The organism is Hydrocarboniclastica marina, assembly GCF_004851605.1.
Classification (GTDB): Bacteria; Pseudomonadota; Gammaproteobacteria; order Pseudomonadales; family Oleiphilaceae; genus Hydrocarboniclastica; species Hydrocarboniclastica marina.
Map to the genome: position 1 here is coordinate 158,326 of NZ_CP031093.1, position 14,491 is coordinate 172,816.

Genomic DNA, 14,491 nt, shown 5'->3' on the forward strand with positions numbered 1-14,491 from the left:
CAGCAATTAGATAGCGCGCTCTATGATTGCAAAAACGCGACCGCTTCGTTATTGCACATCCCACGACCACCGTACATTCCTCAAACACTAGTAAATCAGGAGCTTATCCTGTAGCCAAAGCAGTCACAACGGATTCGCGCGACCTCTGTGATCCGCGCCCTCAATAACACTGTATGGAAGCGCTGGGCGCTGCATTAGGGTAGCTGGTCCTGCCCCCAGTCGAAATTCACCCATCCATTTCCCCCTGCCAAACCAACCGAATCGTCAAGGACGGTCAACACCGCATTAAACATCACCGTGAACCGATTACCCTCGAGCCGACGCAGGAGCTTCAGGCCGACCTGGATCCCAACCGCGTCGCGGGTGATCTGGCGGCGATAAACCAGAGCCACTCGTGCAGGATAAAACCCGCCGCGGCGAATATAAGGGTTTTGGGTGCATGCTGCAGGGTCATGGCGGAGGCGAAGGTGGCCACGGTGCGAAAGCGGTCGCTGTGTATCTGCTTTATGAAGCCGGCAACGACCGGCCCGGTCGAGCCAATGAAGAGGCTCAGGAAGGTTTCGACCTAGCCGGCCAGGGAGATCCTGCTTTTACCCAAGGCGCGTCTGGGCAGTGGCGGGCCCCAGCAGGGATAGAGGACGAACGCGGCGCTGGCCAGATTCCAGATCGCTGGCGGCACGCGACCAGAACCACGCTGCCGAGCCAGGCGCCCAACAGTGTCGCCGGCAATATGATCCCGATTACCCGCCAGCCGATGTGACGCCAGGTCAGCATGGCCCGTCCCAGGTTGGAATCCATCTGAATCATCCAGTGGGCGCCTTGGGTTGGGTGTCCCGTTTGTCCGTTTATTCAGTAGGGACCCGTCACCAGGCGGCGTTAAGTTTGCTCTTACCCTGTCTTGTTTGTGCAGGAGCCAAGAACAGCGGCGGCTTGTCCAGAAGCCTTTCTGGTGCATCCATGTCGTTGTGCAGCACACGAACAATGAGCACCTCCGGCTCATGCACTCGATAGAAAACACCGTGAGGCTCGATTTGCAATCTGCGATACCCAGGACGAACATGGGCATAGTTCGTGCCGAGTGACGGATAATTGATCAACTGTTTCATGCCTGTTTCCATCTGATCCAGGTATTTATCCGCCTGATCAACACCCCATTCTTCGCAGGCATATATCCAGATTCCGATGAGGTCTGATTCTGCCTTCGGGGTAATGGACAGCTTGAGCACTAATTGTTCGCCTTCATTCGCTTACGAGCCGCCGCCTTGACGGCGGATATATCAAGCGGCTTGGGTGTCCCGCTTGACTCACCCTCAGTGAGGGCCTGTCTCAGCATGGCAAGTCGTTCTTTGGCCTGCTGATCTCTTCGGATCAGACCGCGGATATACTCACTGTCATTGCCGAAGTGACCGCTTTCAATTTGGCCCTTCACCCAGTCGTCTTGTTGTTCAGTCAGCGTGATGGTTTTCCGGTGCATGCTCATGGCAAATGTTCCTAGTGAGGCAGGCGTATGAAAATATCATACCGTTCCCTGGTGCCGATTCAGTGTCCCGCTTCTTGTCGTTTACCGCCGCCCAGCGACGTCTGATACGCGCCCTCAATAACTCTGGTTGGAAGCGTTGGACACTGGATAGCAGCGGCCTAACACCCCGTCGACAATCACCCACCCATCACCCCCGACCAAACCAACCTCACCGCCAGCAACGTCAACACCACATTAAACACCACCCTGAACCGCTCATCGTTGAGCCGGCGCAGGAGTTTCAGGCCGATCCAGGTGCCGACTGCCCCACAGGCGATCATGGCGGCGATGAACCAGAGCCAGTCGTGCAGGACGAATCCTGCAGCCGTGAATACGAAGGCTTTGGGGGCGTGTTGCAGGGTCATGGCGGAGGCGAAGGTGGCTACGGTGCGAAAGCGGTCACGGTGTATCTGTTTGATAAAGCCGGCCACCAATGGTCCGGTCGAGCCGATGAAAAGGCTCAGGAAAGTGGTGACGGCGCCCGCGAGGAAAATTCCGGGTTTGCCCAGGGCGCGTCTGGGCAGTGGCGGGCCCCAGCAGAGGTAAAGAACGAAGGCGGCGATGGCCAGGTTCCAGATCGCCGGCGGCAACGCGATCAGAACCAGGCTGCCAAGCCAGGCTCCCAGTAGCGTTGCTGGCAACATGATCCCGATCACCCGCCAGTCGATGTGACGCCAGGTCAGCGTGGCCCGCCCCAGGTTGGAGCCCATTTGAACCATGCCGTGCACCGGGATAAGCACCGCGGGGGCTAGCACCTGCGCCATGATGATCAGCAAAAGGACGCCGCCGCCGGCACCCATGCTGGCGGTCACCAGCGATGTGATCGCCGAGCTTATCAGCAGGAGCAACGCGGGGAAGGCGTCCAGTCCGGGCGGCAGGTAAGGGACAAGGCTCACAAATACTCCACATCAGCTGGGGCAGCGGGTCTGGTTTTTCTTCTTATATATGCGTTTTGACCAATCCCTGCCAGGCAAACGCCGTGCAGGGTGGGAGCGACAGGAAGTGCCTGTAGCTAAACGTCAATATTGAGAATAGTTATGATTTAGATTAATATTCGTCCAATTCACACTACTCTACGGACGAATTTCACCATGTGGTACATGCGCCATCCGTTTGCAAAACTTACCTTACTTATACCTGCTCTGAGTACTGCACCCCTGGTGCTTGGCCAGGAATCCAGCCAGCAGCTGCAACAGCTGGTTGTGGTGGGCAGTCGGGCGCCGGCCCAGATCAGCGAAGTCCCTGGTACCGTCTGGGTGGTCGACCAGGCAGCGCTGCAGGAGCAGGTCCGCAGCGGCCGCTCGCTGAAGGAGGCGTTGGGAGACCTGATCCCGGGGCTGGACGGGGGCGCCCAGGGGCGAACCAACTTTGGCCAGAATCTGCGCGGTCGGTCGCCACTTGTCATGATCGACGGTGTCTCGCTGAACTCCGCCCGCGGTGTCAGTCGCCAGTTCGACAGCATCGACCCCTTCAACATTGAGCGCATCGAAGTGCTATCGGGCGCTACTTCACTCTACGGCGGCGGCGCCACGGGCGGCATCATCAATATCGTGACCCGAAAGGCGGTCCCCGGCGATGCGGCTTACGAGACCCAGGTTGGGGCGACGAGCGGTTTCCAGGATAGCGACGATCGCGACCTGCGCATTGCGCAGTCCATCAGCGGAGGCTCCGAGCGGCTTTCGGGTCGCCTCGGCATCGCCGTGGAGAAGAAAGGCGGTTACTTTGACGCCGAGGGCGAACAGATCCGCTCCGACATTGCCCAGACTGACCTGCAGTACAACCGCTCGGTCGACGTGACCAGTTCGGTTGGCTTCGAGATTGATGCGCTCCAGCGTGTTGATGTCCTCGCCCAGTATTATGACTCCCGCTTTGACGGCGACACGGGGCTTTTTCTGGGGGAGGACTTCAGCGCCGTGCGCGGCACCGACCCTTATGCCTTTGATATGCGCGATGGCCTCAAAACCGACCAGGAGCCTGCGACCGAGCGTCATCTGGTCAACATCAGCTATCAGCATCTCGACGTACTGGGACACACAGCCTATGTCCAGGCCTATAGCCGGGGCGAGGACCTGAGTTTTCACCCGTTCCCCTACCTGAGTCGTAGCGACGACCGCACCAAGAGTCCGGCAGACTATTACTCGGCCTCCAGCCAGGTTACCGATGTTGTCGGCGCAAAACTGCTACTGGTCAAGCAGCTCGATAGCTTCAAGTTCAGCTACGGGCTCGACGTGGACCGGGAGACATTTGAGGCAGATCAGATGCTTTTCGATTTTGACCGGGCGGCTGAGAGCGGCGGGCTGGTCAGCCGGGAACAGGCGGTCATTGGCCGGTATCCGGATATCGAGATCGATACCGGCGCCGTATTCCTTCAGACGGAGTGGCAGGCAACTGACTCACTGCGGCTGAACGCTGGTATCCGGCAACAGGTCAGCCGGGTGGACGTGGATGATTTCGTGGATAAGGACTATCAGGTCCTCGTGGCCCAGGGTTTTGGCTCAGCGGCAGACGCGGTGCCGGGTGGTGACCAGAGTTATAACGTCACCCTGGGCAACGTGGGCGCCATTTTTGACCTGACGGATACCCAGCAGGTCTGGGGCAATATCAGCCAGGGCTTCGAAATCCCCGATCCCGCCAAATACTACGGCCAGGGCGAATACGAGCTGGCCGGCACGCGGTTCCAGCTGGTGAATGGGGTTACGGTAGATGACTCACCGCTGCAGGGCATAAAAACCCATCAGGTTGAGCTGGGCTGGCGGCATGGGTCCGGGCCGTGGGAGAACCAGTTTGCGGCCTACTACGCCTGGTCATCCAAGGCGGTGGGTTTCGACCGTGCCGATCTCAGCATCGTGGTCAACGACGAAAAGACCCGTGACTACGGCCTGGAGGGTGGTTCGTCCTACCGTCTGAGTGACAATTGGCAAGTTGGCGGCACGACCCACCTGACCCGCTCCGAGATCAAGACCGACGGCGACTGGGAGAAGCGCGACGTACGCTATGCCAGTGCATCGCGGTTTACTGCCTTTGTCGGTTGGCAGAACACCGACACTCACATCAGGCTTCAGGGGCAGCATACGCTTGATCTGGAAGACGCTGCGGACCGCGAGATCGAGGGCTACAGCCTGTTTGATCTCCTGGGTTCGCACAGGCTTCCAGTGGGTGAGTTGTCCTTTGGCATCGCCAACCTGCTGGACAAGGACTACACGACCACATGGGGACAACGGGCGCAGTCTTTTTATGGGGGCTACTACGGCCCGGATGAAATGTTCGATTACCGTGGCCGTGGCCGGACCTACAGTCTGACATACGCGGTGCAGTACTGAGCATTAGATGGCGTCCCGCACGAGAACTGGCCCCGGGTATTCTCAAGCGGCCTCCAATAGGCGGTCGCGGCGTCGAACCTGACTGAAACCCATCCTGTAACGGCATTGTCTGGCGTCGCTGCCTAGACTGATTCAGCAGCAGCGCCTTGGGGCACCGGGCTTTCAGGTGCAGTAGCCGAGGGTGCCCTGTACCTCTTCTGTACCTCTTCGGAACGCATAGCCACTCTGTGAGAGATCTCAGGAACTGGAAGACTGGATCGCGCTCGACTCGTCCTCACTGCGCGGAGGGCGGGAAAAACGGATCAGGCGGGCTATCGAGGCCGAGAACTGGCGCAGGAAACTGCCGGTATTGTAAGGCACGCCATAGCGTCTGCAGATTTCCTCAACACGCGGCGCCAGCTCGGGGTAGCGGTGCGCGGGGATATCCGGGAAAAGATGGTGTTCAATCTGCAGGCTCAGGTGGCCGCTCATGATGTGCATCAGTCGACCACCGTGGAAGTTGCTGGAGCCGAGCGTCTGCCGATAATACCACTGGCCCCGGGTTTCGTTCCTGCAGTCTTCTTCCGCGAAAGTGTGCACATCCTCTGTGAAGTGCCCACAAAAGATGACGGAGGAGGCCCAGACATTGCGAACGGTGTTCGCCACAAAGTTGCCCAGCGCAACCATAACGAAACCCGCACCGGTGAGCATGCCGAGCAATGGAAAGAGTACGTAGTCCTTCGCCAGGTGGCGGCGCATGCGCTGCAGGAAGGCGCGCCAGACTGGCAGTTTTGATTCCCGGGTGATCTTGCCGGAGCGGATATGCTCGGCTTCCAGATCGTGAAGCCCGACGCCCCATTGAAAGAGGAGCGACATCAGACCGTAATAGAAGAGCTGATACCGGTGCTTGGGTTCCCACTCCATCTCTTCGGACATGCGGTAAGCGCCGTAACCGAAGTCACGGTCCAGCCCCAGGACGTTCGTGTACGTATGATGCTCGTAATTATGGGTCTTACGCCAGGAATCGGGGCAGCAGATGCTGTCCCAGTTGTAGGTCTGCGACTGTAAGTCGGGGTCATTCATGAAGTCGTACTGGCCATGCATGACGTTGTGGCCGATTTCCATGTTGTTGAGAATCTTGGATACCGACAGCATGATCACCCCGACGAGCCATGCCAGGGGGTGGAATCCGAGCAGCAGAAGGCCGCGACCTAGAAGTTCGGCATAGCGCTGCCTGCGTACAGTCCGACGAATGTAGTCAGCGTCGCGCTGGCCTACCTGGGCGAGGGTCTCGCGACGAAGTGCTTCCAGTTCACCGCCAAAAGCCTCAATGGCTGCCGCGTCGGGTCTACGGTTCATGGGTGGTTCCTTCCTTTTAAAGGTCAAGTTCAACTTTTCCGTACGGGGCCGACACGCACAGCTGTATTTCGCTCCTGTCCGGGCCGGTCACAGCGCCGCTGAGCAGATCGGTTACCCTCCCGCTGAGTTTCGTGGTTTTGCATTGGTGGCATATACCGGCCCGACAGCCGTGCTTGGGCTTGAGCCCCGCCCGTTCCGCGAGCTCCAGCAGCGTGCCCGCCTCGTTAACCGTGTGCCGGGTGCCGCTCCGCGTGAATACAACCTCAGCCGGACCCAATGGAGCGCTTGACGATCCGCTACGTAAGCCGAAACTCTCAGCGTGCAATTGCTGTTCATCAAAGCCGCCGTCCAGCAGGATTTGCCGTGCAGTGTTCATGAACCCTGCCGGCCCGCACATCAGCACGTCACGGCGGGAGAAGTCCGGGCAGAGGGCGTCCAGTTGGGCTTGCCGGATGCGGCCATGGTTGAGGGTTACCGGGGCGTCCTGCGTGAAAATCGGCGAAAAGGTAAAGCCGGGCAGTTGCCGGGAAAGCGCCCGCAACTCTTCCAGAAAAGGTGCCTCGGAATCGCGCTGGCAATAATAGAGCAGGACCATGTCCCGTCCTGGTTGTCGTTTGGCCTCGTCGCAGATCATGCTGTACAGCGGCGTGATGCCAATACCCGCGGCCAACATCAACAGGGGCGCGGAATCCCTGACCTCAGCCAGGGTGAAGTTGCCGGCGGCATGGTCGACCTGCAGCCATTGGCCGACATCGATCTCATCATGGAGCCAAGCTGATACTTTGCCTTCCGTGAGCCTGCGCGCGGTAAACGTCACGGTGCCAGTCTTGCGATAGTCCTCGGGGGTCGAGGATAAGGTATAGGTGCGGCAGTGGCGGGCGCCGTTGACTTCGACTGTGACCGGAATATACATGCCTGCCTTGAAGCCTCGCCATCTGGACGGCGGCCTGACAACGAAACTCTTGCTGCCAGTGCTGGGCTGGCTGACGGACACCACCCTGGCCATCATTCGCGAGCGAGCGAGCCCGGGGCTTGCCTCCGAGAGCAGGAATTCTGCGTAGGCGCGGGTGTAGCCCCGCCCCTGCTTCAGGCCAAACGCGGCCCGGATCTTTTCCGGCAGTTCCTGAAGTTTTCCCATGGACAATAATCACCTTGCAAAACAGCTATTTAAATACGCCTGTAAAATAGATAGATTTGCGATGGGTAGCCAGATCAAAAGTTCGACTGGTGTCACATAAGCTGAAGCTTGGCGGGGATGGTGCTCAAATATGAGAAACAACCGCAGAATTGGGTCACACAAGCGTTGTGAACCAGGCCTATGGACACTAGGTGCGCTACGCTGGACGGCAGTGCGCGACAACCAGCGCCAGAAACCCGCAAAACGCCATCGCGGCCAGGGCATATACGCCGGCATGCAATCCGGCGACGCCGCCACCGCTCAGACCCCAGGCCAGTGCCGCGATGGCGGGTCCGACGGTGGAGCCGAGCATACGGGCGACGCCAATCAGGCCGCTGGCTGAGCCTGCCTTCTGCTGGGGGGCGGCGTTGAGCAGCGCCGTCATTATCGGCGTATTGAATGTGGCCATGCCGGCCCCTGCTGCGGTAACGCACCAGATCAGATCGTCCGCAGTGGAGTTCGCGTCCAGGAAGCTCAGCGTGAGTATCCCAGCCACTGAAAGCGCGCTGCCAACCGCGGCCATGAAGAGCGCTCCGATGCGGTCTGCCAGAATGCCTGCAATCGGCGAAAATATGGCCGAGGCACCGACAAAACCGACAATGGCCAAGGCAAGCACATCTGCGGTCTCTTCCATAACCTCAGAAACATAAAAGGGCAGGGTAAAGGACGCCAACCCGACGATTGAGGCGATCAGCGTCAGCGACAAGGCTGGCAGGCCAAACCTGGGAAGCCTCAGCAATTCAATCACACTCTGAGCTGCTTCCAGCCGGGACCACCGGTAAATCAGCACGACCGCAGCCAGCAAAAACGCCGTAGCCTGCTCGGGCCGCTCTTCGAGCGCTTCGAGACCAAGAAGCGCTGCCGTCATGGCGGCGCCGAGCCATAGCGTTTCCTGGAAGAAGGACCGATCCGGCATGGGCAGGCGGCTTTTTCCCGAAACCGATCCAGGGGGCCGGCGGGGAATGACGTGGTAGCCCAGCCATAAAACACCAAGAAGCAACGGAATCTTCACCAAGAAGACCGCACGCCAGCCGATGATTTCCGCGACATAGCCCCCCAACGGCGCGAGACCGATACTGCCGATCATCATGATGGTGCCGATGACACCGATCGCCTTACCCCGCTGATTGACCCTTACGGTCTCCGCAATCAGCGGCATATAGATCCCGAGAAACAGCGCCGCCGAGGCGCCCTGGAGCACCCGACTCATCAGCAGCACCTCAAACGAAGGTGCCAGGGCTGAAAGGACGCCCGCAATGGCGCCTGTAAACAGTGATATGAGGAAAACCAGACCTGCGTCCGCGTTATCCATCCAGCGTCCTGCCGGGATCCCTATCGCAACCAGCGGCAGTGTATAAGCGGTCAGTACCCAGGCGGTCGCGCCGGTCGATATCGCCAGGTCATTGCTGATGCTGGGTAACGCGAACGCACTCATGGTCAACTCACTGGCAACCACAAGCGTCGCCAGCGACAGGGCCACGACGGACAGCCACTGGGTATGCTCTACACCTCCCGCGTCTGGCTGCGGGTCGGAGGAGAGGACACTTACTGAACCGCTGGGCAAGGACATGATCAGGCTCTCGATTCTTGTTGTTAAACCCGCTGCCAAGAGCCCGGGTGTGACGCTTATAACGAAGCGTAGAGCTTCGGCTGAAAGGCACGCAAGCACTTTGCCCTCCAATTGAGAAGTGCCCCAATCCTGGCCGCGCCCGGTATCCGATTCTCTGCTGTTGCTCTAAGTAGCGCGTGGTCGTTCTGTTTGCCACCGCCCGTATAAAGCAGGCCGAAAGCCCGACCGGTTACTGTGCCGTGCTAGCTCAGCGCCTGCCAGATCAAGCGCATCGCCGGTAAGGTCAGAACGATATTGAAGACCCTGCTGAACCGGTCGTCGTTGAGTCGGCGCAGGAGCTTCAGACCCATCCAGGTGCCGAAGGCGCCAAACGCGATGGTGGCGGCAATGATGATGGCGGCAATAAAGCAGAGCCAGTCATACATGACAAACCCTGCCGCCGCAAAAACCACCGCCTTCGGTGCGTGTTGCAGGGGCATGGCGGCGGCGAATGTGGCCACTGTTTTAAGGCGGTCAGGGTCTAGCTGTTTGATAAACGCCGCCACAAGAGGTCCTGTTCTACCGTCCGCTATCGCAGCAGGTACTGTACCGGCAAGCTGAGCGTAAGCCTGTCACCCTCGATATCATCCGGGACCGCTGGCAGGGGGTCGGCCTTGCGCAGCATGTCGAGCGTAGCCTGGTCCAGGCGCTGGTGCCCGGACGGGTCGGTTACCGAACGTGCAACCAGACGCCCCTCCCGGTCAAAGGTGAATTTAACGGTAGCGGTGCCCTCCAGGCCCAGTCGTTGTGCGTGGCGTGGGTAGCTGTAATAGCGTGCGAGGTGCTGGTTCAGCTTGGCCAGGTAAGCATCCATCTGCCCGGATTGCCCGGGGGCAAGTTGGACAGCGGCTTCTGCGCCGGCGTTATCCGGTGTCGTTGCCTCCGTGGACTCTGATGCGGTTGCCTCGGCATTCTCAGCACTGATGTTCTTTGACTCGGAATGCGATTCCGTTTCAGGCTTTGGTTCCGGGACGGGCTCCGGTTTAGGCTCAGGCTCGGGCTCGGGCTCGGGCTCGGGCTCGGGCTCTGGTTCTGGCTCTGGTTCTGGTTCTGGCTCTGGCTCTGGCTCTGGTTCTGGCTCTGGCTCTGGCTCTGGTTCTGGCTCAGGTTCAGGTTCAGGTTCAGGTTCAGGTTCGGGCGCAGCTTCCGGCTCGGCTACCGGTTTCTCTGCTGGCGCCTGCTGGGGTGCGGCAGGACCGGCTGTGGAGACATTCAGGACGGGCAGGCTCATGCCGGAAGCTTCAGTCCCGGCCGAAATGTCGGGCTCGATGACGATGGCTGCTCCGGCCAGAAGCACCGCGCTCAGACCAAACGCACCCAGCAAGGCGCCTTTTTGCTCGCCTTGCTTCATCAATTGGGCTCCGTCAGCAACTGCACTTCCTGAACGCCAGCGCGGTTGAAGGCAAGCAGGACGCGTTCCAGGTCCGCCATGCTAAGCGCCTGATGCGCGCCGAGCCGCCAGGGCTTATCGGCCCGATCAGGCAGGGCTTCGCTGACGGCTTCTGGCAGCGTGTCGAGATCGACTGACTGCCCGTTCCGCATCAGCACGCCGCCAGGTTCAATCGTGAAGTCGACCTGCGGCGTTTCCTGGGCCTGGCCGGCCGTGTTGGCGGGCAGATCAGGAAGCGGTTGCTCGGCTATGACGCCGGCGAACAGGAAAAACATCAGCAGCAGAAAGACCAGGTTGATCAGCGGCATAATGCCCGCCTCCAGCCTGTCAGTCAGTGCCACGGGCTCCGACTTGTCGGGGAACAACCGGTCCTCCATCACAGGCCCGCTCCCGTAGCTTGCCCGTCGGGCCCGGCCTCGCCATTTTTACGCCACTGGCCGATGATGCCTCGCGCCGACAGGAGTCCCTGCCACCGGGTAAATTGGGTTAGCGGTGTATCGGGATCGGTACTGATCACAACCGCCTCGGGCCGCAGCTGGTCAAGCCGCGCGAGCACCTCGGGCCGGGTGGCTGGCTCGCCGTTCCAGCGCAGGCCGTCCTGTGCCTGCAGGTGCAGGTTTGGCTTGTCGTTTTCGGCACTGCTCCCGCCGCCGGGGGCGGCACTGCTCACCTCAACAGCGCCCAGCGGTGTCAGGCGGGATGTCAGCATGAAGAATATGAGCAGAATGAAAACGACGTCGATCAGCGGGGTGATGCGGATCAGAACCGGTCGTCCGGGCCGGGATTCAACCAGCCGCATGAGACCCCTCATAAACGCTCGGCGCACTTGCCGGACGTGGCTGACGCGCGGGAGCGGGTCTCGAGGCCGTCGGTGCGGTGTCCGCCTGGCGCTCGGGCTGCGCCTGGCGCTCTGCCTGGGGCGAGACGCGGGCGTTGAGCGCCTGGCTTAGCAGGTCGTTAGCCTGCTGTTGCTGGCGACGCATACGGTAGTCCAGCCATGCGGCCATGGCGGCCGCCGGGATGGCAATGACCAGCCCTGCGGCTGTGGTTGTGAGTGCTTCGTAGATGCCACCGCTGAGCTGGTTCGGATCGGCCGCGCCCTGGGCCGAGGCGAGCGCGCTGAATGCCGACATCATGCCCATTACGGTGCCCAGCAGGCCCAATAGTGGCGCCAGCGCCGCGGTTACTTCAAGCCACTTCAGTGGCGGCTCGAACGGCGTGAACAGGTTGTGGGCGCGCCGCGCGACTTCTTCACGCAGCGTCTGCCCGTCCGTTCCCGCTGCACGTTCGGCGAGGGTATAAGCGAGCAGATTGGCCAGCGGATTGCGGCTTTTTTCCAAGTGGACCTGGCTGCCGGATGAGTCGCCCCGCTGCCACTGGGACAGGCTCTCGCCGAGCTTACGGCTGTTTCTCGGGCTGGCGAGGATGCTGATAAACAGCGCGTAAAGCGCGGCTACCAGCGTACCGAAGGCCAGCAGCCCGAGTACCAGCATCACCGTGCCACCCATGGCGAGGAGTTCAGCAAGTGGCGCCATGGATGCTGACTCGAGCCAGCGAACGAGGGAGTCGGTCATAGGAGTCTCCGGCAAGCCAAAGAAAAAGTGACCTAAAGTATAAAGATTCTCATTCACTGTTGATAGTGTAAAAAACCACCAGTGAAGGAATAGTGGAGAGACAATGCAGAACATTGCCCTTGGGCGGGCTCAAACGGAAGGATGGGGCTCTACAGAAACACGACGGCAAAGACGTTGGAAAATGATGCACGCGGGGCGCGGCCCGCGCATAAACGCCCAGTCAACGTCAGTAATCCGCCAGGTTGTTAAGGCAGATCTGGGCCTGCTGAACGAAGTGGTTGAAGCCCTGGTGTTGCTCATCATCGATGGGCAGGGTGAGGTTGCCGTTGTCAGCATAGACCAGTCCGACCAGCCGTTTGCCGACCCACAGCGGGCCGATCAGTCCGGGCCGGCGCCCGATAAAGCGATCGAATTCGGGTACCTCAAGCCGCTGCAGGGGTTTGGGCAACGGGCTGGGAACCCGCAGCGGCTGTGGCTGGCGGGCGAGCACAGAGAGCAGGTTTTCCTGGTCGAGCTGTACCACAAAGTTATCCTTCCAATGGGCCACTCCCTGCCCCAGAAGCTTGCGCGGGGTCAGCATGGGCCCAGCGGTGCTGCGCATGAGTAGCACGGTACGCTGTAATCCGACGGCCCGGTGAATGCCCTCCACGACCGTCTGAAAAACGAGGTTCAGGTCTGGCTTTTCCAGCAGCATCACGGAAAGCTCGCGTAAGATCCGCAGCTGCAGCACGGGGTCGCCGGCAGGAGCCGCGACGGCTTCGAGCGCCTGCTCGCCCTTGTGGTCCGGCAACAGGGACATAATCTGCTGCATGCCGTAGGTCATTGCCACGTCGGCCGCTTCTAGCGCGTTCTCCCGCACCAGAACCCGAAGCTCTTCCTTAGGGCGTTTGAGTTGTTTCGAAAGCACGATCAGGGCCTTGTCGACATCGGCGTGGTCCCAGCCTTTTTCTGCGGCCTCGACCAGCACCAGCGACTGTCGCACCAGCGCAGACGCGTCGGACTTCGGGTTGCCTGCGGCGACTGTTTCACGCACGAACGGGCCCAGGCTCCAGGCCTCGGCCAGGCTACGGGTCAGCGCGATGAACGTAGTGCCCAGTATTTCCCGTTCAATGTCGGCACCGCTGCTGAACTCCATGGCGTCGTCCAGCTGGTCGGCCTGGGGTGTGCGGCAGGCCCAGAAAGCCATCTCGCCAATGTTACTCAGCAACGCGCCGATAAAGACCTCTTCGCGCTTGTCACTGGAGGCGTCTTTCAGCAGACAGCGGGCCTGAACCGCTGCGTGCAGCGCCCGGGCAAGACAGCGCAGAAGGTGGATGCGAGGATTTTTCGAGAGCAGCGCATCAATGACCACGGAGGAGATGGCCATGGTCCTTACCGACTCAAAGCCAACCAGGGTAATCGCCCGGCTGACCGTGCTCACCGGCAATCGGGTCTGGTTGTAGAAGACGGTATTGGAAAGGCGCAGCACCTGGGAAGTCAGATCGGCGTCCTTGAGAATTACGTCGGCCAGTTGATTGACGGTGCTATTGGAACTTCCCGTGAGCTCAGTAATCTTCTTCAGCGTTTCCGCCAGAACCGGTAGTTCAACCTGGCTGAGATAATCGACCCATTGCACATGAGACCCTTTGCGCGGGGCGGCGGGTACACCTGGCTGTGGGGCAGCAGGCCGGGGGGCGGCGGGCTCATTCATGACAAATGCTAACTCCAGTGATACATGAGCTTAACTCTAGTCCACTCGAGGCAACTTGGCCTTAGTGCGGGCACGTAAGATACTGTTAAATTTCGCCACAGGCCTGTTTTTAGAGGGGGTCGACGCTGTCAGCAGACGGAAGGTGCAGGGTAGGGGGTCGGCTCAAATCATGTGGACGCAGCCCGGGGCATGGCCCTGGACTGAATCCTGTCCTGCGCGGTCAGTGAAGGATCGCCCGGCGTTCTTCCGGCGTGGATGGCAGCGATCTCAGCTTCTCGCTCACCGTTTCGATCAGGTCTTCATAAATATCTGAGCTGCGGAAGGAGTCCGAGCTGGGTTCGAAGACGTTGCCGAGGGACGGCTTCATTAGCGGATCACCAAGCGGGTCGGCCTCGTCACCGAGGTCGGGCAACTCCCGCAGACACGTGACAATACCGCTGTCACCGGTGCGGACCTGCTCGTAGGCGCGGAAAATAAGCCGCCCGGGTACGCTGACCTGAACCACCAGGGTATCCAGCGCCGTGTCGGTATCTTCCTGGCGGATGGTGGTCCACGCAGAGAAATACAGCACCACCATTTCGGCGTCGAGTTCCTCGCGGATAGCTCTTACAGCGTCCTGCCACTGTTCGGGTTCTTCTTCGTCGCGTAATCCCGCCAGAGAAATCTGGACGTTTCGGCCGCCGCCCAGGACGACGGCAGTCGGCGACACATCGTACTCGCCAAGTACCCCAGCCTGGGCAATGGTCAGTGCATCATCCAGCCACGTACTCATAAGCACCTCCCGGAATATGCCTGAAAAAAGCTTCGCCGTTAGCGTTCAATCTGCCGGACACTGCGTACCGGCTCAAGAGCTGCCCGTACGTGTACTGCGCAC

At 60.2% G+C, this 14,491-nt stretch carries 16 protein-coding genes; 2 read left to right on the forward strand and 14 right to left on the reverse strand.

Annotated features, from left to right (window positions below; translation table 11 throughout):
- Window positions 1-194: 194 nt before the first annotated feature.
- Entirely contained in the window at window positions 195-392 is a 198-nt protein-coding gene (locus soil367_RS00735; RefSeq protein WP_136545959.1) for a hypothetical protein, read from the reverse strand.
- A 2-nt stretch (window positions 393-394) separates the two neighbouring features.
- Between soil367_RS00735 and soil367_RS00740 the strand changes: the two genes are divergently transcribed.
- Window positions 395-760, forward strand: coding sequence for a hypothetical protein (locus tag soil367_RS00740; RefSeq protein ID WP_136545961.1), 366 nt, complete (start codon window positions 395-397; stop codon window positions 758-760).
- Window positions 761-863: 103 nt separating this feature from the next.
- On the opposite strand, the gene soil367_RS00745 is transcribed toward soil367_RS00740, so the two are convergent.
- The 3 genes from soil367_RS00745 to soil367_RS00755 form a co-directional block, all read right to left on the reverse strand.
- On the reverse strand, window positions 864-1,226 hold the full coding sequence (locus soil367_RS00745) for a type II toxin-antitoxin system RelE/ParE family toxin (protein ID WP_136545962.1): 363 nt from the start codon (window positions 1,224-1,226) through the stop codon (window positions 864-866).
- Window positions 1,226-1,480 (reverse strand): type II toxin-antitoxin system ParD family antitoxin, encoded by a 255-nt coding sequence (locus tag soil367_RS00750; protein WP_136545964.1) that lies wholly within the window; start codon window positions 1,478-1,480, stop codon window positions 1,226-1,228. The genes soil367_RS00745 and soil367_RS00750 overlap by 1 nt, the downstream gene beginning before the upstream one ends.
- A gap of 176 nt (window positions 1,481-1,656) precedes the next feature.
- Window positions 1,657-2,415: a sulfite exporter TauE/SafE family protein gene (locus tag soil367_RS00755; RefSeq protein ID WP_136545966.1), complete on the reverse strand. Its 759-nt coding sequence runs from the start codon at window positions 2,413-2,415 to the stop codon at window positions 1,657-1,659.
- 195 nt (window positions 2,416-2,610) lie between these two features.
- On the opposite strand from soil367_RS00755, the gene soil367_RS00760 reads away from it, so the two are divergent.
- A complete protein-coding gene (locus soil367_RS00760) occupies window positions 2,611-4,839 on the forward strand; it encodes a TonB-dependent receptor (protein ID WP_172962232.1) in 2,229 nt (742 codons plus the stop codon).
- A gap of 237 nt (window positions 4,840-5,076) precedes the next feature.
- On the opposite strand, the gene soil367_RS00765 is transcribed toward soil367_RS00760, so the two are convergent.
- The 10 genes from soil367_RS00765 to soil367_RS00810 all read right to left on the reverse strand — a co-directional run bounded on the left by soil367_RS00765 (window position 5,077) and on the right by soil367_RS00810 (window position 14,389).
- A complete protein-coding gene (locus soil367_RS00765) occupies window positions 5,077-6,177 on the reverse strand; it encodes a fatty acid desaturase family protein (protein WP_136545968.1) in 1,101 nt (366 codons plus the stop codon).
- Window positions 6,178-6,193: 16 nt separating this feature from the next.
- Complete coding sequence (locus tag soil367_RS00770) at window positions 6,194-7,315, reverse strand: flavin reductase family protein (RefSeq protein WP_136545970.1); 1,122 nt, start codon at window positions 7,313-7,315, stop codon at window positions 6,194-6,196.
- Window positions 7,316-7,511: 196 nt separating this feature from the next.
- Window positions 7,512-8,924, reverse strand: coding sequence for an MFS transporter (locus tag soil367_RS00775; protein ID WP_136545972.1), 1,413 nt, complete (start codon window positions 8,922-8,924; stop codon window positions 7,512-7,514).
- 242 nt (window positions 8,925-9,166) lie between these two features.
- Window positions 9,167-9,469, reverse strand: a complete 303-nt coding sequence (locus soil367_RS00780) for a hypothetical protein (RefSeq protein WP_136545974.1) — start codon at window positions 9,467-9,469, stop codon at window positions 9,167-9,169.
- 23 nt (window positions 9,470-9,492) lie between these two features.
- Complete coding sequence (locus soil367_RS00785; RefSeq protein ID WP_136545976.1) at window positions 9,493-10,314, reverse strand: energy transducer TonB; 822 nt, start codon at window positions 10,312-10,314, stop codon at window positions 9,493-9,495.
- Window positions 10,314-10,730: an ExbD/TolR family protein gene (locus soil367_RS00790; RefSeq protein ID WP_246065640.1), complete on the reverse strand. Its 417-nt coding sequence runs from the start codon at window positions 10,728-10,730 to the stop codon at window positions 10,314-10,316. The genes soil367_RS00785 and soil367_RS00790 overlap by 1 nt, the downstream gene beginning before the upstream one ends.
- Window positions 10,730-11,152, reverse strand: coding sequence for an ExbD/TolR family protein (locus soil367_RS00795; RefSeq protein WP_136545980.1), 423 nt, complete (start codon window positions 11,150-11,152; stop codon window positions 10,730-10,732). The genes soil367_RS00790 and soil367_RS00795 overlap by 1 nt, the downstream gene beginning before the upstream one ends.
- Window positions 11,139-11,927: a MotA/TolQ/ExbB proton channel family protein gene (locus soil367_RS00800; protein ID WP_172962233.1), complete on the reverse strand. Its 789-nt coding sequence runs from the start codon at window positions 11,925-11,927 to the stop codon at window positions 11,139-11,141. The genes soil367_RS00795 and soil367_RS00800 overlap by 14 nt, the downstream gene beginning before the upstream one ends.
- A gap of 226 nt (window positions 11,928-12,153) precedes the next feature.
- A complete protein-coding gene (locus soil367_RS00805) occupies window positions 12,154-13,617 on the reverse strand; it encodes an HDOD domain-containing protein (RefSeq protein ID WP_136545984.1) in 1,464 nt (487 codons plus the stop codon).
- A 220-nt stretch (window positions 13,618-13,837) separates the two neighbouring features.
- Complete coding sequence (locus tag soil367_RS00810; protein WP_136545986.1) at window positions 13,838-14,389, reverse strand: hypothetical protein; 552 nt, start codon at window positions 14,387-14,389, stop codon at window positions 13,838-13,840.
- Window positions 14,390-14,491 lie beyond the last annotated feature (102 nt).